This is a genomic window from Azospirillum sp. NS33, assembly GCF_059703765.1.
In genome coordinates, this window is record NZ_BAAKJB010000022.1 from 39,226 (window position 1) to 56,689 (window position 17,464).

The window sequence follows — 17,464 nt, forward strand, 5'->3', positions numbered from 1 at the left end:
CCCGAGCGCTCAGCGCACGAAGGTGACGGTGCCCTCCTGGGCCGCCTGCGACGCCGGCTTGGCGTGGTGGCCGAAGCCCTCGACGGCGGTCACCCGGCGGTGGCGCGGCCGCGCCGGGCCGGCGCCGCGCGACGGCCAGCGCCTCGGGGCGGCATAGGCGGCGGCGGCGAGCGCACCGACGCCGGCCCACAGGGCGAGGGTCGCCCAGGGGTGCATCTGCGCCTGCAGGAACAGGCTGGTGCGGCGCACGTGGGCGTGCCGGCCGGCCCGTTCCCGGCCGTCGCCCGACGGCCCCCACAGGCTGTCGGCATGGCGGTGGTAGGGGCCGCCGGAGCGCTGGTAGCGGGTCAGGTAGCGGGCCATCAGGTGGTCGGTGAGCGCCGGGGCCACGGTCTCGGCCAGTTGGAACAGCTTGCCGGCGCCGCCGACGACGAGATCGCGCACCGGCACGCTCGCGGCGTGCAGGATCGCCTCGGCCACCAGCTCCGGGGCGTAGACCGGCGGCGGGTTGAGGGGCTGCGTCGCGAAGTGGTTGCGTCCGTGCTCCTCGTACAGTGTGTCGATGGCCGCCGGCTTGATCAGGGTGACGCTGACGCCGGCCCGGTCGGCCTCCAGCTCCATGCGCAGGGAGTCGGTGAAGCCCTTCACGGCGTGCTTGGCGGCGCTGTAGTGGCCCTGCAGCGGGATGGCCCGCACCGACAGCGCGCTGCCGACGTTGATCAGCGCACCGCCGCGCAGCCTGAGATGGGGCAGGGCCGCCAGGCTGCCGTGCACGACGCCCCAGTAGTCGGTTTCGAACAGGCGCCGTGCCTCGGCGACCGGCACCTCCTCGATGGTGCCGTAGATCGAGACGCCGGCGTTGTTGACCCAGGTGTCGATGCGCCCGAAGGCGGCCAGGGCCGCCTCGGCCACGCCGCGCACCGCGCGCTCGTCGCCGACATCGGCGGCGTGGACGGCGACCACCCCGCCGGCGGCCTGGATGCCGTCGGCGACGGCGGTCAGGGCCTCGCGATCGCGGGCGGTCAGCATGACCCGCGCGCCGCGCGCGGCGGCCATGCGCGCGGTGGTGAGGCCGATGCCGCTGGTGGCGCCGGTGATGACGATGACCTGGTCCGCGGTCGGCTTCAACTGGACGCTCATGGGAGACCTCGCGAGGGTTGCCGGGAATGATCGCTGGGCGTTCCGTGCCGGTCGCCCGCCGTTCCGCTCAAACAGGGGCGGTGTCGGCCCGTTCCCGACGGACCACCACTTGGCCCGGTGCGAGCGGACCCTTGAACCCGCGCTCCAGCGGCCCACATTGTTATCCTGGTACCCGAGGAAACCGGCGCCCTCCATCGCCGGCAACTTCCGGGAGTTCAAACAGCCGCATCGGTGCGCCGGCCGCACCTGTGCGGCTGTTTGTTTTTCGTGGTGGCCGTGGCGACGCCGGCATCGCCGATGTCCGGAGAAAAGCCGCTTGACGGCCCGGTTCGGAACAGGCATATCAGCGGCCTCCCGCCGATCGGCGGGGGCGGTTCTTGTAGAGTTTAAGTGTTCGTGCGCTTGTGGCGGAATTGGTAGACGCGCTAGGTTCAGGTCCTAGTGGCTGAAAGGCCGTGGGGGTTCGAGTCCCTCCAAGCGCACCAAGTGCGGACGTAGCTCAGGGGTAGAGCACAACCTTGCCAAGGTTGGGGTCGAGGGTTCGAATCCCTTCGTCCGCTCCATTTTTTCGGCCGCCGGTCTTGGCGGCCCCGTGCCGAACCCGGCATCGTCATTGCGCGCCCGTAGCTCAGCTGGATAGAGCACCAGACTACGAATCTGGGGGTCAGGAGTTCGAATCTCTTCGGGCGCGCCACATCCCAATGTCCCTTCGCCGCATGCCATAGCCGCCGAACCCTCGCCCGCGCGAGGAGCGGGGCACCCCTTGTGACGCCGGCGCGCGGCACCGTCGTCACGCGGACGTGCTCGCCCGAAGCGCCTCCTTGAACAGGTCGAAGGCCGTCGTCCCCTTGCGATCGGGGTGGTAGAGGTGGTAGCCGGGGAACGGCGCGCACCACGGCTCCAGCACGCGGACAAGACGGCCATCGGCGATCGGCGCCTCCACCAGATCCTCCAGGATGTAGAGGATGCCGAAGCCCTCGACCGCGGCGGCCACCAGCAGGTCGGCGTCATTGAACACCGGCCCACGGCCTGGCGTGACCGTCACGGCACGGCCGTTGCGTTCAAACGACCAGGGAGACAGCTGCCCTTGCGCGTCGCGGAAGGCGATGCAGCGATGCGTTGGGAGGTCGGCGGGCTCCATCGGTGACGGATGGCCGCTCAGATACCCGGGTGCCGCCACCACCGCCACGCGGAGCGGCGGACCGACCGCCAGCGCGATCATGTCCTTCTCCAAGCGCTCTCCCAGCCGGATGCCCGCATCGTAGCGGCCCGCCACGACGTCGGTCATCCCGTCGTCCACGCAGACCTCGACCTCGATGCCGGGGTGGCGGCGCATGAAGATGGGAAGCATCGGCCACAGCACGGTGTCCGCAGCGTGTTTGCCCGTCGTGATCCGGACGGTGCCGATCGCTGCCCCACGCGCCTGGGACAGCGCCTCGATCGCGTCGGTCAACCCGGCCAGTGCGGGCGACAGGGTGGCGAGCAGGCGCTCGCCGGCAGCGGTCGGGGCGACGCTGCGCGTCGTGCGGGTGAGCAGACGGAAACCAAGCTGACCCTCCAGCCGCTTCATGGTCTGGCTCAACGCCGACTGCGTGACGCCGAGCCGCCTCGCGGCACGCGTGAAGCTTTGATCGGAGGCGATCGCAGCGAAAACGGCGAGGTCGCCGAACTGATCCGGACGCATTGATGATCCCTGCTGCTGGGGCCCATTACCAATTAGGCGATTGTCCTGGGTCATTAACAATACTAACTAGTCGAGGACAGTAAAAGAAGCGGGGAACGGGTGATGGGCAAGGTTTGGCTGGTGACGGGCGCAAGCCGCGGACTTGGGCGCGAGATCGCGCGCGCGGCGCTCGACGCTGGCGAGACGGTGGTGGCAACGGCGCGGTCCGCCGGTGCGGTGCGCGATGCCTTGGCGCCCGGGCACGGCCGCCTGCACGCGCTCGCGCTCGACATCACCGACGCGGAAGCCGCAACCTCGGTCGCCGGAGAGGCCATCGAGCGGTTCGGTACGATCGACGTCCTGGTCAACAACGCGGGCTACGCCGAGCTGGGCTTCTTCGAGACCTTTACCGATGCCGCGGTGCGGCGCCAGTTCGAGGTAAACCTGTTCGGCACGATGAACGTCGCGCGCGCCGTCGTCCCCCACATGCGCCAGCGTCGCTCGGGCCTCATCGTCACCATCTCGTCGGTCAGCGGGCTGGTCTCCGACGGCGGAGGGGCGGTCTACGCGGCGTCGAAGTTCGCGGTCGAGGGATGGATGGAGGGCTTTGCGCAGGAGCTGGCACCGATGGGCGTCCGCTCGCTCCTGGTCGAGCCGGGGATGTTGCGCACCGACTTCATGGACGGGAGGTCGGCCCGCTTCGGCACCATCGACATTCCGGATTATGCCGAGGCGATCGCACGGTATCGCGCGTTCGTGGCGGCGGCCAACGGCAACCAGCCGGGCGATCCGAAGCGGCTCGCCACGCGGATCGTCGCACTCGCTTCGCAGGACGAGGTGCCATCCCGGCTCGTGTTCGGCGATGACGCCCGGCAATGGGCCGGAGGGAAGATCGACCAGTTGCGGCAGGAGATCGCCCGGTCCACCGACCGCGACTGACACACGGCCGCGGCACCGGGCCCCGCACGAAGCCCGACCCAAGGGACGCGTGTCGCCCGGCGGATGTCACTCCTGCCCGGCGAAGAACGCGGCGATGCTGTCCGCGGCTGCGCCGATGTGACGGCGCAAGATCCCGATCGACCGTGGTGCATCGCCGTCTTTCGCTGCGGCGAGCATGGCCCGGTGCTCGTCCTGGGAGAGCTGCGCGCGCCCCTTGGCGGACAGCTGGAAGCGCAGATAGCGGTCGAACGAGGCCAGATGGCTTTCCGTCAGGGCGATCAGCTTGGGCCGGCCCGCGGCGCCGTAGAGCGTCATGTGGAAGCGACGGTTCAGGTCGCCCATGCGGCCGGGGTCCGGTTCCGCATCCATCTCGGCGATGAGGTCTTCGGCGCGCTCGACATCGGCCGCGGTGAGGTGCGGGATCGACTGCTCCAGCACAGCCGGCTCCAGCGCCAGGCGGATCGCATAGATGTCGGCCGCGTCGGCGGCGGAGATGTCCGTCACCACCGCGCCCTTGTGGGGAACGAAGTCCAGCAACGCCTGCGCCTCCAGTTGCCGGAGCGCCTCCCGGACCGGCATCCGGCTCACCCCGAAGGACGCGGCGAGATCTTCCTGGCGCAGCGGCGTGCCGCCGGGAATCCGGCCCGTGAGGATGGCGTTGCGCAAGGTGGCTTCCACGAACTCGGTGGCGGTGCGGTGCCGGCCACCCGCTTCCGCGATCAGCGCCGACAGGTCGAGCTTGGGCATGATAAAATATCCAATGGCGAATTGGATCCAATTATGGCACGGTTGGCTGGTTGTTGTCACCCAGCACAAAGCCTGGCCCCGATGAGTCGATCGTCCTCCCCACACCCCCAGTCAGCCGCGTCATCCGCGATCCAGCCGGTGGCCTCCGGGCTTCTGGCCGCGGTTGTCGGCTTCGCCAGCGCCTTCGCCATCGTGCTTCAGGGGCTGGGCGGCGTCGGCGCGACACCGGCCGAAGCGGCGTCCGGGCTCATGGTCCTGTGCCTCGGGCAGGGCGCTCTTGCCATCGTCCTTGGCCTGCGCCACCGCCAGCCCCTGAGCATTGCCTGGTCGACGCCCGGTGCCGCGTTGTTGATGGGAACGGGTGTGCCCGATGGCGGCTTCGGTGTCGCGGTGTCGGCCTTTGTGATCACCGGATTTCTCATCGTCGTCGCCGGGCTGTGGCGCCCTCTCGCCCGGGCCGTCGCGGCCATCCCGCTGCCGCTGGCAAGCGCGATGCTCGCCGGCATCCTGATGGAGCTGTGCCTCGCGCCGGTCCGTGCCGTGGCCCAGCTGCCGGCCCTGGCGCTTCCCATCGTGCTCGCATGGCTGCTGGCCTGGTGCGTGGCCCGCCGCTACGCGGTGGTCGTCGCGGTTCTCGTGGCGAGTGTGACCGTGGTGGCGGCGACGGACATCCCGGGGGATGCCTTGGACCTCCTGGGTCCGCAGCTGATCTTCATCCAGCCGGTGTTCGATCTCCTGCCGGCGCTCGGCATCGCCATTCCCCTGTTCATCGTCACGATGGCGTCGCAGAACGTGCCCGGTGTCGCCGTGCTGAGGACAAGCGGGTACCAGGCGCCGGTCGGCGAGGTGTTCGTGACGACGGGGCTCGGCAGCATCGCCACGGCGGTGTTCGGCGGCCATGGCCTCAACCTGTCCGCCATCACCGCGGCCCTCTGCGCCGGGCCTGAGGCAGGGCCCGATCCGCAGCGCCGCTATCTGGCCAGCGTGGCGGCGGGCGCCGCCTATCTCGTGCTGGGAGCCCTGGCCGGCTTCGCGGCGGCGTTCATCGCCGCGTCGCCCCCCTTGCTGATCCAGGCCGTTGCCGGACTGGCCCTGCTGACCAGCCTGGCGGCCTCGCTGACAGCGGCCCTCGAAAAGGAGAGCCACCGGCTGGCGGCGCTGATCACCTTCATCACCGCGGCGTCCGGCATCTCCGTTCTGGGCGTCGGCGCGGCGTTCTGGGCGCTGCTCGCCGGCGCGCTTCCGCTGGCCCTGGAGAAAGGCGTCGGATCCATCAAACCAAGGGTGCCATAGGCCGCCCTGGTCGTCGGTCCGGCCGCCCCGCCCTGGCCGTCATGGCCCGGGGCGGGGCGACGCCGTCCGCGGCTTACGAGAAGCGGTACGGCGGGCCGGCCTTCTTCATGTCGGCGGCGTACTGCTTGAGGATGTCGATCACCCGCTTGCTGCGCGGGCTCTGCTCGGCGATCTCGTCCCAGAACTTGTAGGCCTCGTCCTCCACCGTCTTCCACTCGGCGTCGGGGATGGTGGTCAGCTTCATCTTCGTGCCGTTGACCCGCAGCCGCGCCTCGCCCCCCCAGTACCAGTGCAGGCGGTAGTAGTGGGAGCTGTCGATGCACAGCATGAACAGGGTCTTCAGGTGCTCCGGCAGGGCGGTCCACTTCTCGGTGTTGGCGAAGTAGGAGCCGCTCCAGGCGCCCGAGATGTTGTTGGTCAGGAAGTACTGGCAGACGTCGGCCCAGCCGACGGTGTAGTCCTCGGTGATGCCGGACCAGGCGATGCCGTCGAGCTCGCCGGTCTGCACCGCCACCTGGACGTCCTCCCACGGCAGGGTCACCGGCACCACGCCGAAGCGCGAGAGGAAACGGCCGGCGGTGGGGAAGGTGAAGACCCGCTTGCCCTTGAGGTCGTCGAGGCTGTTGATGGGGTCCTTGGTGGCGAAGTTGCAGGGATCCCAGGCCCCGGCCGACAGCCAGGTCACGCCGTCGACCTCGCCGTAGGCCTCCTGCCAGATCTCCTTCAGGCCGTAGGTGTGGAACAGGGTCGGCACGTCCAGGCTGTAGCGGGTGGCGAACGGGAAGTAGCCGCCGAACACCGCGACGTCCACCGGGGCGGCGATGGAGTCGTCGTCGCTCTGCACGGCGTCGATCACCCCCTGCTGCATCGCCCGGAACAGCTCCCCGGTGGGGACGAGCTGGTCGGCGTAGTAGAGCTCGATCACCATCTCGCCGTTGGCGACCTTGTTGAAGGCGTCGATGGACGGCTTGATCACGTGCTCGCCCAGCGCCGGCCCGGCGTAGGTCTGCAGGCGCCACTTGATGGGCCCGGACTGGGCGTGCACGGCGGGCGCGGCGAGGGCGGTGGCGCCGGCGGCGGCGGCCCCCTTCAGCAGATCGCGACGGTTGGTCATGCTCTCGTGCCTCCTTGAGGATGGTCTGCGCGTTGGACGGAAACGGAGCGCCGCCGCCGCCCCGGCCCCGGCGCGGCGGGTGGGCGGCGGGTGGGCGGCCTAGCGGCCGTAGACCTGGGCGGGAAGCCACAGGGCCAGTTGCGGGAAGGCGGTGACCAGGCCCAGCGCCAGCACCATGACCAGCGCGAAGGGCACGATGGACTTGTAGATGTCCATCAAGGTGATCTCCGGCGGGGCCATGGCCCGCATCAGGAACAGGTTGTAGCCGAAGGGCGGCGTAATGTAGGCGATCTGGCAGGTGATGGTGTAGAGCACGCCGTACCACACGAGGTCGAAGCCCAGCGCCCCCACCAGCGGCACGAACAGCGGCGCCACGATCACCAGCATCGCCGTGTCGTCGAGGAAGGTGCCCATCACCAGGTAGGTGAGCTGCATCAGGATCAGGATCTCCCACGGCCCCAGGCCGAGCTCGCCGATGAACAGCCCCTCGATCGCCTTGACCGCGCCCAGCCCGTCGAAGACGGCGCCGAAGCACAGGGCGGCCAGGATGATCCACATGAACATGCAGGTGACGATCAGCGTCTTGCTGACGGTGTCGTGGACCACCCGGGCCGTCAGCCGCCCCTTGACCAGCGCCGCCAGCGTCGCCGCCAGGGCGCCCACGGCGGAACTCTCCACCAGGCTGGTGAAGCCCATCAGGAACAGCCCGGTCATCACCAGGAAGATCGCCAGCGGCAGGATGCCGGCGTGCAGCAGGCGCAGCCGGTCGGCCAGCGGCATGCGGCGTTCCTCCGGCGGCAGCGGCGGCCCCAGCTCCGGCTGCAGCTTGCAGCGCACCACCACGTAGAGGATGAACAGGGCGGCCATCAGCAGCCCCGGCACCACCCCGGCCAGCCACAGCGCGCCGACGGGCTGGCGGGCGATCATGCCGTACAGCACCAGCACCACGCTGGGCGGCACCAGGATGCCCAGCGAACTGCCGGCCTGGACCACGCCGGTGATCATCAGCTTGTCGTAGCCGCGGCGCAGCAGCTCGGGCAGGGCGATGGTGGCGCCGATGGCCATGCCGGCGACGCTCAGCCCGTTGATGGCGGAGATCACCACCATCAAGAGGATGGTGCCGATGGCGAGCCCGCCGCCCAGCGGCCCCATCCACACGTGGAACATGCGGTAGAGGTCCTCGGCGATGCCCGATTCCGACAGCATGTAGCCCATGTAGACGAACAGCGGCAGGGTCAGCAGCGGGTACCACTTCATCAGCTTCATGGCGGCGCTGAAGGGGAGCTGCGAGCCGCCGTCGCCCCACAGCAGCAAGGCCGCGGCCGCGCCGACGAAGCCGATCACCGCGAACACCCGCTGCCCCGTGATCATCAGCGCCATCATCGACGCGAACATCAGGAGCCCGATCATCTCGTAGCTCACGACGGCTCCTCCCCGGTCGCCGCGTCACCCTCCAGGGGCACGCCGCGCAGCCGTGCCACGTCGGCGATCAGGATGGCGACCGCCTGCAGCAGGGTCAGCAGGATGCCGACGCACATGACGATCTTGATGGGCGCCATGTAGGGTCGCCACGCCGAGTAGCTGCGCTCGCCGTACTGCAGCGCGTACGCGGTGCTCGACACGCCGCCGTACAGCAGGAGCACCAGGAAGGCGATCATGAAGCCGATGGTCGCGGTGTCGACGGCGATCCGCGTGCGCGGCCGCCAGGTCCCGTACAGCAGGTCCATGCGCACATGCGCGTTGGCCTGCAGCGCATAGGCGCCGCCCAGCAGGAAGTACGCAACCATCATGAACTGCGAGACTTCCAGCGACCACAGCGGCGGGATGAAGAAGGCTTTGGTGAACGATGAATACAAAAGAACGCCGGCCATCGCGAACACGGAATACATCACGACGTAGCCAACCCATCGGCTGGTCTTGTTCACGGCGTTGACATAAGCGACCAGGAATCTTGGCATAAGATCGATGCGCCCCCCGTTCAGACGGTGATGAATACCGACGCAATAGCGGAGGCCGGGATGGGCCGCCGCCAGAGTATCGCTGAACTGCACACGACCGCGTCCGGCGGCGGCGGCGGGCCTTGACTGGCCGCCGATCCCTCCGTCCACAATCCTGCGGGGCACGAGTTTTATTGTTGCTCTGCAACAAAGCATGCCTGGGAATTCAGGGGCGGTCAAGCCGGCGTTCCCGCGCCCTCCGGGCACGCCCGGCGCCGGCGATTGCGATGGGTCAACGCGAACATCACAAAACGGTAATATGGTAGGCGGAGCAAGGGTGACGACCGGCGGCGCGGGCGCGCCGGACAGGTCTGCGCCATGGCGTCGTCACGGCGGAGGAGGCCAGCCCATGAGATCCCGTCACCCGGACGATGCGGCCGCGCCGATGGACCGGCGCACCCTGCTCGCCCTTTCCGCCGCCGCCGCCGCGGGCCTCGCCGCGGGTGCCGCCGGTGCCACGCTGGCGGCACCGCCCGCCATGGCCGCGCCGGCGCCGCCCGGCGGACGGGTGCGGACCGCCGCGCGCATCGTCATCGCCGGTGCCGGGGCCGCCGGGCTGGCCACCGCGGCACGGCTGGCCGCCCGGCTCGACGGCGCCACGATCATCCTGGTCGACGACCGCCGGGAGCATTTCTACCAGCCCGGCTTCACCCTGGTCGGCGCCGGCCTGAAGCCCCGGGGCTACGTGGTGTCGGCCACCGCCGACCATGTGGCGCCCGGGGTCGACCGGGTGGAGGAGCGGGTCGCCGAGTTCGACCCCGAGGGCAAGGCCGTGGTCACCGACCGCGGCCGCCGCATCGCCTACGACGCCCTGGTCGTGGCCACCGGCCTGCAGCTCGACTACACGGCGATCGAGGGCATGGACACGGCGCTCATCGGCAGGGACGGGCTGGGCAGCGTCTATGGCGGGCCGGACGCCGCGGCCGCGACATGGGGCGCGATGGCCCGCTTCGTGGAGCGCGGCGGGGTCGGCCTGTTCGGCCGGCCGGCCACCGAGATGAAGTGCGCCGGCGCCCCGCTGAAATACGCCTTCATCACCGACGACCGGCTGCGCCGCCACGGCACCCGCGGCCGCGCCCGGCTGGTCTACGCCGCCCACACCGCGTCCCTGTTCAGCGTTCCCATCGTCGCCGAGAAGGTCCGGATGCTGTTCCGCGACCGCGGCGTCGAGGTGGTCCACGACCACGTGATGACCGCCATCGACCCCGGCCGCAGGGTCGCCACCTTCGCCACCCCGTCGGGTCCGGCAGAGATCGGCTACGACTTCGTCAACGTGATCCCGCCCATGCGCGCCCCGGCGGCGGTGCGCGACAGCGCCCTGCGCTGGCAGAGCGGTCCCTGGGCCGGCGACGGCTGGATCGAGGTGGACAAGGCCACCCTGCGCCACGCCCGCTACCCCAACGTCTTCGCGGTGGGCGACGTCGCCGGCGTGCCCAAGGGCAAGACCGCGGCCAGCGTCAAGTGGCAGGTGCCGGTGGCGGTCGACCACCTCGTCGCCGACCTCGCCGGAGGAACCTCGGACCTCGTCTACACCGGCTACACCTCGTGCCCGCTGATAACCCGGCTGGGCCGGGCCATGCTGGTGGAGTTCGACTACGACAACAACCTCACGCCCTCCTTCCCCGGGGTGATCGCCCCGCTGGAGGAGCTGTGGGTCACCTGGGTGATGAAGACCATCGCGCTCAAGCCGACCTACATGGCGATGCTGCGCGGCCAAGCCTGAGGGAGACGACCATGCAGGACCTCGAACCCCTGGTGATCCTGGCGGTGCTGCAGGAGATGATGGGGCCGCTGCTGTGGCTGGTCGCCGGCGCGGCGGCGACCGGCTTGGCCGGTCTGGCCGCGGTGCTCCTGCACGAGCGCCAGCTCGCCAGCCGGCGGCTGGTGCGTTCGGAGGCGGTGGGCGTGCTGGGCGGCTTCGCCGCGCTGTGGCTAATGGCGACGGTGACCCACTCCGGCTTCACCGACGCCGGCGGCCCCGTCGACTGGCTGCTGATCGGTGTCATCTGGGGGGCGGGGCTGGTCGGCGGCACCGTGCTCGCCTACGCCGTGCAGGGGCTGGCGGCATGGCGGTCCTCCCACCGCTGACGCGCCCGCACGGGAAAACGCCGACCGCTCGGGAATAATCGGGCGGGAACGGGGTCCACACCGGGGACAGGACACCACCCCCGGAGCAGTCCCCATGGTTCTTCCCCACCGGTCGACCCTTCGCGCGGCCGGCTGTGCCGCCGTGATCGCCGTCGGCGCCACGGCGGCGCTGCCGCTGGCCGCCCACGACGCCGCGGACCATCCGCCGTCCCATGGCGCGGAGCCGGCGCGCGGCGGTCCGGACGCCGCCTTTCTCACCGCCAACGACGGGGCCATGGCGGCGATGATGGAGGCCATGGCGGTGGCCCCCACGGGCGACGTCGACCGCGACTTCGTCGCGATGATGGTGCCCCACCACCAGGGTGCCGTCGACATGGCACTGATCTTTCTCCGCTTCGGGCAGGACGAGCGGTTGAAGCGGCTGGCCCAGGAGATCATCGTCACCCAGCGCCAGGAAATCGCCGCCATGCGGCTCGCCGTTGCCGAAAGCCCGGTCGGCGCGTCCGGCGGCCGGCTCCATCCGGACGGGGAGTAGGACGATGACTCGGAATCTGCGCTCCCTGCCGCTGCTGGCCGCAGCACTTCTGTCCTCGTCGGTCGCCCTGGCCGGCCAGGTTCCCGGCGCCGCCGCCGCACCCGATGTCCCGGTGAGCCACCGCGACCGCGTCTACGCCGCCGAACAGTTCTCGAACACGGTCTCGGTCACCGACCCCGCCGACAACCGGCTGCTCGGCCTCATCCGCCTGGGCGAACCGCAGCCGCGCAACCTGAGCCCGCTCTACCGCGGGCAGGTGCTGGTGCACGGCATGGGCTTCTCGCCCGACCACCGGACGCTCGCCGTCGTCTCCGTCGGCAGCAACGCGGTGAGCTTCATCGACACCGCCACCAACACGGTCAAGCACACGACCTATGTCGGCCGGTCGCCCCACGAGGCCTTCTTCACGCCCGACGGGCGCGAGGTCTGGGTGACCGTCCGCGGCGAGGACTACGTCGCCGTCCTCGACGGCACCACCTACCGCGAGACGGCGCGCATCCCGGTTCCTCCCGGACCGGGCATGCAGATCTTCTCGCCGGACGGCCGCTACGGCTACGTGTGCTCGTCCTTCACGCCGGAGACGGTGGTGATCGCGACGGCCGACCATTCCATCATCGGCCGGGTGAAGCAGGAGAGCCCGTTCTGCCCCGACATCGCGGCGACGCCCGACGGCGGCCAGGTGTGGCTGACCCTGAAGGACGTGGGCCGGACCATGGTGTTCGACGCCCGGCCGCCGTTCGGCGTGCTGCGCACGCTCGACACCGGGCCGATCACCAACCACGTCAACATCGCGCGCACACCGTCCGGCACCTTCGCCTACGTGACGGTGGGCGGGCTGAACCAGGTCAAGGTGTTCCGCACCGACGACTTCTCGCCGGTCGCGACCATTCCCGTCGGCCGGCTGCCGCACGGCCTGTGGCCGTCCGGCGACGGCAGCCGGATCTACGTCGGGTTGGAGAACGACGATGCCCTCGCCGTGATCGACACCGCCTCCAACAGCGTCGTCGCCACCGTTCCCATCGGCCAGGCGCCGCAGGCCCTCACCTATGTCCCGAACGCCGTGCCCGACGGCGACGGGCTGCAGAACCTGCAGCCACTCGGCACCGCCGGCGCGGCGGCGCGCTTCGAGCTGGCGGCCCCGGCCGGCCGGGAGGGGGCGGCGGCCACGCCGGCCACCAGCGTTGCCCTCTTCGACCAGGGCCTGTCGCAGGTGCTGCAGGCTTCGGTGAGCGGCCTGGAGCCGGCGAGGCCCTACGTGCTCGCGCTGGCGGCGCGCCCCGACGGCGGCGGTCCGCTGCAGCCGCTCTCCGATTTCATGACCAACCCGGCGGGGGCGGCCATCGTCAACGCCGTCGGGCCGATCCGCCAGATCGTGCAGGGCGACGCCCAGACGCCGAAGCGCTTCCTGGTCATCGCCGCGGGAACCGCCGATGAGCCGGGGGCGCCGGTCCAGGTCCAAGTCCAGGTCCAGGTCCGGTGACCGGTGGGGCCCCGCGCGCCGCGCCGCCGGACGGCCGGCCATGAGCGACATGATGCGGCTGATCGAGCCGGTGATCCCGGCGCTGCGGCGCTACGCGCGGTCCCTGACCCGGGACCGTGCGGCCGCCGACGACCTCGTCCAGGACTGCCTCGAGCGCGCCATCTCCCGTTGGCACCAGTGGCGCCGTGACGCCAGCGTCCGCACCTGGATGTTCGCGATCCTCCACAACCTCGCGGTCAACCGCCAGCGCGACATCCGGCGCCGCCGCGAGGAGGTGGCGGTCGACGACGCCGACGAGGCCCTGCTGGCGCGGCCGCCGACCCAGGAGGCGGCGCTGCGCTACCGCGATCTGGGCCGGGCGCTCGCCACCCTGTCGGCGGAGCAGCGCAGCGTCCTCCTGCTGGTGTCGGTGGAGGACCTGTCCTACGCCGAGGTGGCGGCGGTGCTGGGCATCCCCATCGGCACCGTCATGTCGCGCCTGGCCCGGGCGCGCGAGAAGCTGTTGCGGGCCGTCGAGGACGACGGCGAGACGCGCGTCCCCAAGGGCGTGCCTTTGCGGAGTGTCAAATGAGCGTGCCGCCGATCTCCGAGGACGATCTCCACGCCTACGTCGACGGGGCGCTCGACGCCCGGCGACAGGCCGACGTGGGGGCCTATCTCGATGCCCATCCCGAGGTGGCCCGGCGGGTGGCGCTCTACCGGGCGCAGCGCGACGACCTCAGGGCGATGCTCGCCCCCGTGGCCGAGGAGCCGGTCCCGCCGGAGCTCAACCTCGCCCGGCTGGTCGACGCGCGGCGGGTGCGTCTGGCGTGGTGGCGCCAGGCCGCCGCCGCGGTGCTTCTGCTGGTCGCCGGTGGCATCGGCGGCTGGTCGCTGAACACGGCGCTCGGCCCACCGCGGGAGGGCATCGCGGCGCTGGCCGCCGAGGCGGCGGACAGCTACCGCGTCTACGTGCCGGACCGCGCCCGGCCGGTCGAGCTGCGCGACGCCGAGCGGGCCGAACTGGTGGCCTGGGCGTCGCACCGTCTGCGGCGGCCGGTGAGCGTCCCCGACCTGTCGGCGGCGGGCTACCGCTTCATGGGTGGGCGCCTGGTGGCGACGCCGCATGGACCGGCCGTCCTTTTCATGTACGACGACGACCGTGGCACGCGCCTGGTGATGCTGGTGCGCCCCATGGCGAGCGACCGCGACACGCCGATGTCGCAGCACACGCGCGGAGCGCTGACCGGCTTCGCCTGGTCGGCGGACGGGATCGGCTACAGCCTCGTCGGCCCGCCCGCGGCGGCGGTGCTTCACCCGATCGCCGACACCGTGCGCCGGCAGATCGGATGAGCCGGAGCGGCGAAATTTTCCGGCGCCGGGAATATCCGGCGCCCGCCGGCGTCACTCCTTCGGCCGATGTCGGCCGAAGGAGAAGTACCATGCACGCCATTACCCATCCGTTGCTCGCCGCCGCCTTCCTCGTCGCCGCCACGGCGTTCGCCGCCGACGCCCCGACAAGGATCGGCGACACCGCCAAGGGCATGACGCTGGTCGACGCCAAGGGCATGACCCTCTACGTGTTCGACAAGGACACCGGCGGGCAGTCCGCCTGTTCCGGTCCCTGCGCGGTGAACTGGCCGCCCCTGCTCGCCGCACCCGGCGCGTCCGGCGGCGCCGACTACACCGTCGTCGCCCGCGGCGACGGCACGGCCCAGTGGGCCTACAAGGGCCGCCCGCTCTACACCTGGAAGAACGACAAGAAGCCCGGCGACATCACCGGCGACGGCTTCCTGAACAACACCTGGCACGTCGCCACGCCGTAACCCGGCATCCGCCGCCTACCGTGACAGGAGCAGGGCGGCGAGCAGCAGCAGCAGCACGCCGCCGGCGGAGACCGCCAGCACCCGCGGGTTCCACAGGGTGCCGGCGGTCGTCCGTGCGGAGGGCGTCGCGGTGGCGACCGCGGCCGGGCCGCCGGCCGTCGGGGCGCCCGCGTCCGGCGCGCGGCCGACCCGGGCCCCGAACCGGGTGAAGAACTCGCCGGCCAGCTTGCGCGCGGTGGAGTCGATCAGCCGCCCGCCGAGCTGCGCCAGCTTGCCGCCGACATCCGCCTTGACCGCGTAGCGCAGCACGGTGGCGGCGCCGCCGTCCGCCTCCTCCAGGGTGACCGCCGCGCTGCCCTTGGCGAAGCCGGCCGGCCCGCCCTTGCCCTCGCCGCGGATGGTGTAGCCGCGCGGCGGATCGCGGTCGGACAGGGTCACCGCGCCCTGGAACGTCGCCTTCACCGGGCCGACGGCGAGCTGGACGGTGGCCGTCATCGCGTCGTCGGCGGTCTTCTCCAGGCTGCGGCAGCCAGGGATGCAATCGCGCAGGATCTCCGGGTCGTTCAGCGCGGCGTACACCGCGTCGCGCGGTGCGGCGATCCGCTCGTCACCGGTCATCTCCATGGGGGGCTCCTCGGGTCGGGGGATCAGGCGGCGGCCGACGGGCACGCCGCCGCCCGGGCGTCCGTGCGGCGGCGGTCCTGGACGATCTCGGCCAGGATCGACAGGGCGATCTCGTCCGGGGTGATGGCGCCAAGGTCGAGTCCGGCCGGTGCCTTGACCCGGTCCAGCGCCTCCGCCGGAACGCCGTCCTCGGCCAGCCAGCCGCGCAGGGCGGCCCACTTGGCGCGGCTGGCGACGAAGGCGACGCGCCGCTCGCCGGCCTCCAGCGCCTCCTTCAGCCGCTCCTGGTCGCCGCGGCCCTGGGTGGCGACCACCACCCAGCGCTCGGCGTTGGCGGGCAGGGCGGCGAACCCGGTGGCGTGGCGCAGGCCGGCGGGCAGCGCCGCGGCCTCGGCCTGGTCGGCCACCACGGCCACCGCGAAGCCGGTGCGCCGGCCGAGGTCGGCCACCGCCAGCCCGACCGGCGACAGCCCGGCCACCACCAGCATCGGCCGTGGCAGCATGGGCTCCAGGAAGATGTCCAGTGTGCCCCCGGACGGGCAGTGGCTGCGGTGGTACTCGCGCCCGGGCTGCAGCAGCCCGCCCTGGCGGCGGGCCTCCTCGATCTCGTCGGACGGCACCACCGAGATCAGGCGGGCCTGGCCGTCGCCCAGGCACTGCGCGGCGGCGCGGCGCACCGCGCCCTGGGCGCAGCCGCCGCCGACCCAGCCGTGGATCGCCCCGTCGCCGGTGACCACCGCCTTGGCCCCGGCCTTGGCGGCGGTGGCGGCGACGGTGCGCACCACGGTGGCCACCACGAAGGGCGTGCCGGCGTCGGTCAGGGCGGCGATCCAGGCGTGGGGGTCGTGGGGCGCTGCGGCGGTGTGGCTTCCGCTCATGGCTCAGATCCTCGCGAGGTACGGTTCCAGCGCGCACAGGCTGTCCAGGGAATGGGCCGGTGCGAACAGGTCGACGTGGGGCAGGGCGGCCCGCATGCCGGCGGCGTCGGGCGTGTAGCCGCGCCGGCCGGCCATGGGGTTGAGCCAGGCGATGCGCCGGGTGCGGCGGCGCAGGGCGGCCATCTCCCGCCCCAGCCGCGCCGGGTCGCCGGTGTCGTAGCCGTCGGAGAACACGATCACCGCGGTGCGCCCGTCGACCACCCGGGCGGCGTGCTCCCGGTTGAAGGTGGCGAGGCAGTCGCCGATGCGCGTGCCGCCGGACCAGCCCCGGGCGATCAGCGCCAGCCGGTCCACGGCGCGTCCCGGGTCGCGGTCGGCGAGCGCCGGCGACACGTGGATCAGCCGGGTGTGGAAGACGAAGGCCTCGGCCCGGCGCAGGTGGCACAGCACGGCGTGCATGAAGCGCACGAAGAAGGCGGTGTAGGGCTCCATCGAGCCGGACACGTCGAGGATCAGCACCACCCCCAGGGGCTGCGGCCGGGGGCGGCGGAACAGCCGGTCGAGGGGCTCGCCGCCGCGGCCGATCGAGCGGCGGATGGTCGCCCGCAGGTCGAGGACGCGGCCCTCCCTGGCCTTGCGCATGCGGCGGGTCACGGTCGCGAGCATGCGCCGGGCCAGCCGCTCGGCCAGGGCGTGGGCGCGGGCCAGCTCCTCCGGGTCGCGCAGGGTGCGCAGGTCGCGCCGCTCCACCGAGTCCGCCTCCGCCGCCCCGCCGCGCCGGCCGCCTTCGGCCGGGGTTCCCGTGTCGCGCCCGCGCTCGACCCGGTCGGGCAGGCCGTTGGGGGCGCCGGCCGGCGCGGCCAGGTCCATGAGCGTGCGGGTGCCGCGGCTGGACGGCGGCGGCGCGCCCGCCACCCGGACGGCCTGGCGCACGCCGTGGCCCAGCCAGTGGGCGTCGAACAGGGCGTCGAAACGCTGCCACTCCGTGCGCCGCCCGCACAGCAGGTGGCGCAGCGCTTGGCGCAGCGGGGCCGGGCGCCCCAGGTCGAGGGCGGCCATGGCGCGCAGCGCGTCCGCCGCTTCCGCCGGGCCGACGGGGAAGCCGTTGCGGCGCAGCACGGCGAGGAAGCCGGCGAGACGGCGGCGCGGGGCGTCCATCGG

The 17,464-nt window shown here is 71.9% G+C and carries 18 protein-coding genes and 3 tRNA genes; 12 read left to right on the forward strand and 9 right to left on the reverse strand.

Going from position 1 to position 17,464, the window contains the following annotated elements; genetic code table 11:
- Positions 1–9: 9 nt before the first annotated feature.
- The gene (locus AC6H2I_RS19180; protein WP_497502296.1) at positions 10–1,140 is read right to left on the reverse strand and encodes an SDR family oxidoreductase; all 1,131 of its coding nucleotides are present in this window, start codon (positions 1,138–1,140) and stop codon (positions 10–12) included.
- 398 nt (positions 1,141–1,538) lie between these two features.
- Between AC6H2I_RS19180 and AC6H2I_RS19185 the strand changes: the two genes are divergently transcribed.
- The 3 genes from AC6H2I_RS19185 to AC6H2I_RS19195 all read left to right on the forward strand — a co-directional run bounded on the left by AC6H2I_RS19185 (position 1,539) and on the right by AC6H2I_RS19195 (position 1,834).
- A tRNA-Leu gene (locus AC6H2I_RS19185) sits at positions 1,539–1,625 on the forward strand.
- A gap of 3 nt (positions 1,626–1,628) precedes the next feature.
- Positions 1,629–1,703 (forward strand) — tRNA-Gly (locus AC6H2I_RS19190).
- A 54-nt stretch (positions 1,704–1,757) separates the two neighbouring features.
- Positions 1,758–1,834: transfer RNA gene (locus AC6H2I_RS19195), tRNA-Arg, on the forward strand.
- 96 nt (positions 1,835–1,930) lie between these two features.
- On the opposite strand, the gene AC6H2I_RS19200 is transcribed toward AC6H2I_RS19195, so the two are convergent.
- On the reverse strand, positions 1,931–2,824 hold the full coding sequence (locus AC6H2I_RS19200) for a LysR family transcriptional regulator (RefSeq protein WP_497502297.1): 894 nt from the start codon (positions 2,822–2,824) through the stop codon (positions 1,931–1,933).
- A gap of 102 nt (positions 2,825–2,926) precedes the next feature.
- Between AC6H2I_RS19200 and AC6H2I_RS19205 the strand changes: the two genes are divergently transcribed.
- A complete protein-coding gene (locus tag AC6H2I_RS19205; protein WP_497502298.1) occupies positions 2,927–3,742 on the forward strand; it encodes an SDR family NAD(P)-dependent oxidoreductase in 816 nt (271 codons plus the stop codon).
- A gap of 66 nt (positions 3,743–3,808) precedes the next feature.
- On the opposite strand, the gene AC6H2I_RS19210 is transcribed toward AC6H2I_RS19205, so the two are convergent.
- Positions 3,809–4,489, reverse strand: a complete 681-nt coding sequence (locus AC6H2I_RS19210) for a GntR family transcriptional regulator (protein WP_497502299.1) — start codon at positions 4,487–4,489, stop codon at positions 3,809–3,811.
- A gap of 138 nt (positions 4,490–4,627) precedes the next feature.
- On the opposite strand from AC6H2I_RS19210, the gene AC6H2I_RS19215 reads away from it, so the two are divergent.
- Complete coding sequence (locus AC6H2I_RS19215; RefSeq protein WP_497502300.1) at positions 4,628–5,782, forward strand: benzoate/H(+) symporter BenE family transporter; 1,155 nt, start codon at positions 4,628–4,630, stop codon at positions 5,780–5,782.
- A gap of 73 nt (positions 5,783–5,855) precedes the next feature.
- Here the strand turns inward: AC6H2I_RS19215 and AC6H2I_RS19220 are convergent, their stop codons facing one another.
- The 3 genes from AC6H2I_RS19220 to AC6H2I_RS19230 form a co-directional block, all read right to left on the reverse strand.
- Complete coding sequence (locus tag AC6H2I_RS19220) at positions 5,856–6,896, reverse strand: TRAP transporter substrate-binding protein (protein ID WP_497502301.1); 1,041 nt, start codon at positions 6,894–6,896, stop codon at positions 5,856–5,858.
- Between the two features lie 99 nt (positions 6,897–6,995).
- Positions 6,996–8,318 carry a TRAP transporter large permease gene (locus AC6H2I_RS19225; protein WP_497502302.1) on the reverse strand — a complete coding sequence of 441 codons (1,323 nt, stop codon included), beginning with the start codon at positions 8,316–8,318 and terminating at the stop codon, positions 6,996–6,998.
- The gene (locus AC6H2I_RS19230) at positions 8,315–8,821 is read right to left on the reverse strand and encodes a TRAP transporter small permease subunit (RefSeq protein WP_497502303.1); all 507 of its coding nucleotides are present in this window, start codon (positions 8,819–8,821) and stop codon (positions 8,315–8,317) included. The genes AC6H2I_RS19225 and AC6H2I_RS19230 overlap by 4 nt, the downstream gene beginning before the upstream one ends.
- A 421-nt stretch (positions 8,822–9,242) precedes the next feature.
- Between AC6H2I_RS19230 and AC6H2I_RS19235 the strand changes: the two genes are divergently transcribed.
- From AC6H2I_RS19235 to AC6H2I_RS19265, 7 genes are all read left to right on the forward strand, one after another.
- Positions 9,243–10,616, forward strand: a complete 1,374-nt coding sequence (locus AC6H2I_RS19235; RefSeq protein WP_497502304.1) for an NAD(P)/FAD-dependent oxidoreductase — start codon at positions 9,243–9,245, stop codon at positions 10,614–10,616.
- A gap of 11 nt (positions 10,617–10,627) precedes the next feature.
- Complete coding sequence (locus tag AC6H2I_RS19240) at positions 10,628–10,981, forward strand: DUF5368 domain-containing protein (protein WP_497502305.1); 354 nt, start codon at positions 10,628–10,630, stop codon at positions 10,979–10,981.
- A gap of 94 nt (positions 10,982–11,075) precedes the next feature.
- On the forward strand, positions 11,076–11,516 hold the full coding sequence (locus tag AC6H2I_RS19245) for a DUF305 domain-containing protein (RefSeq protein ID WP_497502306.1): 441 nt from the start codon (positions 11,076–11,078) through the stop codon (positions 11,514–11,516).
- A 4-nt stretch (positions 11,517–11,520) separates the two neighbouring features.
- Positions 11,521–12,996, forward strand: coding sequence for a YncE family protein (locus AC6H2I_RS19250; protein WP_497502307.1), 1,476 nt, complete (start codon positions 11,521–11,523; stop codon positions 12,994–12,996).
- Between the two features lie 40 nt (positions 12,997–13,036).
- The gene (locus tag AC6H2I_RS19255) at positions 13,037–13,567 is read left to right on the forward strand and encodes a sigma-70 family RNA polymerase sigma factor (RefSeq protein WP_497502308.1); all 531 of its coding nucleotides are present in this window, start codon (positions 13,037–13,039) and stop codon (positions 13,565–13,567) included.
- Positions 13,564–14,328 carry an anti-sigma factor family protein gene (locus AC6H2I_RS19260; RefSeq protein ID WP_497502309.1) on the forward strand — a complete coding sequence of 255 codons (765 nt, stop codon included), beginning with the start codon at positions 13,564–13,566 and terminating at the stop codon, positions 14,326–14,328. Before AC6H2I_RS19255 ends, AC6H2I_RS19260 begins: the two co-directional genes overlap by 4 nt.
- A gap of 89 nt (positions 14,329–14,417) precedes the next feature.
- Positions 14,418–14,801, forward strand: a complete 384-nt coding sequence (locus AC6H2I_RS19265; RefSeq protein WP_497502310.1) for a COG4315 family predicted lipoprotein — start codon at positions 14,418–14,420, stop codon at positions 14,799–14,801.
- A 15-nt stretch (positions 14,802–14,816) separates the two neighbouring features.
- Here AC6H2I_RS19265 and AC6H2I_RS19270 read toward each other — a convergent pair whose 3' ends face one another.
- Genes AC6H2I_RS19270 through AC6H2I_RS19280 form a run of 3 tightly spaced genes read right to left on the reverse strand, consistent with a single transcriptional unit; the run spans position 14,817 to position 17,461 of the window.
- Positions 14,817–15,425: an SRPBCC family protein gene (locus tag AC6H2I_RS19270; RefSeq protein WP_497502311.1), complete on the reverse strand. Its 609-nt coding sequence runs from the start codon at positions 15,423–15,425 to the stop codon at positions 14,817–14,819.
- Positions 15,426–15,448: 23 nt separating this feature from the next.
- A complete protein-coding gene (locus AC6H2I_RS19275) occupies positions 15,449–16,303 on the reverse strand; it encodes an XdhC family protein (RefSeq protein ID WP_497502312.1) in 855 nt (284 codons plus the stop codon).
- A gap of 3 nt (positions 16,304–16,306) precedes the next feature.
- The gene (locus AC6H2I_RS19280; protein WP_497502313.1) at positions 16,307–17,461 is read right to left on the reverse strand and encodes a vWA domain-containing protein; all 1,155 of its coding nucleotides are present in this window, start codon (positions 17,459–17,461) and stop codon (positions 16,307–16,309) included.
- Positions 17,462–17,464: the final 3 nt, after the last annotated feature.

Bases quoted from the DNA above. Each gene is read 5' to 3' on its own strand.
- AC6H2I_RS19280 (WP_497502313.1), bottom strand. From the start codon at position 17,461: ATGGACGCCCCGCGCCGCCGTCTCGCCGGCTTCCTCGCCGTGCTGCGC.
- AC6H2I_RS19265 (WP_497502310.1), top strand. From the start codon at position 14,418: ATGCACGCCATTACCCATCCGTTGCTCGCCGCCGCCTTCCTCGTCGCC.
- AC6H2I_RS19255 (WP_497502308.1), top strand. From the start codon at position 13,037: ATGAGCGACATGATGCGGCTGATCGAGCCGGTGATCCCGGCGCTGCGG.
- AC6H2I_RS19260 (WP_497502309.1), top strand. From the start codon at position 13,564: ATGAGCGTGCCGCCGATCTCCGAGGACGATCTCCACGCCTACGTCGAC.
- AC6H2I_RS19275 (WP_497502312.1), bottom strand. From the start codon at position 16,303: ATGAGCGGAAGCCACACCGCCGCAGCGCCCCACGACCCCCACGCCTGG.
- AC6H2I_RS19235 (WP_497502304.1), top strand. From the start codon at position 9,243: ATGAGATCCCGTCACCCGGACGATGCGGCCGCGCCGATGGACCGGCGC.
- AC6H2I_RS19220 (WP_497502301.1), bottom strand. From the start codon at position 6,896: ATGACCAACCGTCGCGATCTGCTGAAGGGGGCCGCCGCCGCCGGCGCC.
- AC6H2I_RS19250 (WP_497502307.1), top strand. From the start codon at position 11,521: ATGACTCGGAATCTGCGCTCCCTGCCGCTGCTGGCCGCAGCACTTCTG.
- AC6H2I_RS19240 (WP_497502305.1), top strand. From the start codon at position 10,628: ATGCAGGACCTCGAACCCCTGGTGATCCTGGCGGTGCTGCAGGAGATG.
- AC6H2I_RS19180 (WP_497502296.1), bottom strand. From the start codon at position 1,140: ATGAGCGTCCAGTTGAAGCCGACCGCGGACCAGGTCATCGTCATCACC.
- AC6H2I_RS19200 (WP_497502297.1), bottom strand. From the start codon at position 2,824: ATGCGTCCGGATCAGTTCGGCGACCTCGCCGTTTTCGCTGCGATCGCC.
- AC6H2I_RS19210 (WP_497502299.1), bottom strand. From the start codon at position 4,489: ATGCCCAAGCTCGACCTGTCGGCGCTGATCGCGGAAGCGGGTGGCCGG.
- AC6H2I_RS19205 (WP_497502298.1), top strand. From the start codon at position 2,927: ATGGGCAAGGTTTGGCTGGTGACGGGCGCAAGCCGCGGACTTGGGCGC.
- AC6H2I_RS19245 (WP_497502306.1), top strand. From the start codon at position 11,076: ATGGTTCTTCCCCACCGGTCGACCCTTCGCGCGGCCGGCTGTGCCGCC.
- AC6H2I_RS19270 (WP_497502311.1), bottom strand. From the start codon at position 15,425: ATGGAGATGACCGGTGACGAGCGGATCGCCGCACCGCGCGACGCGGTG.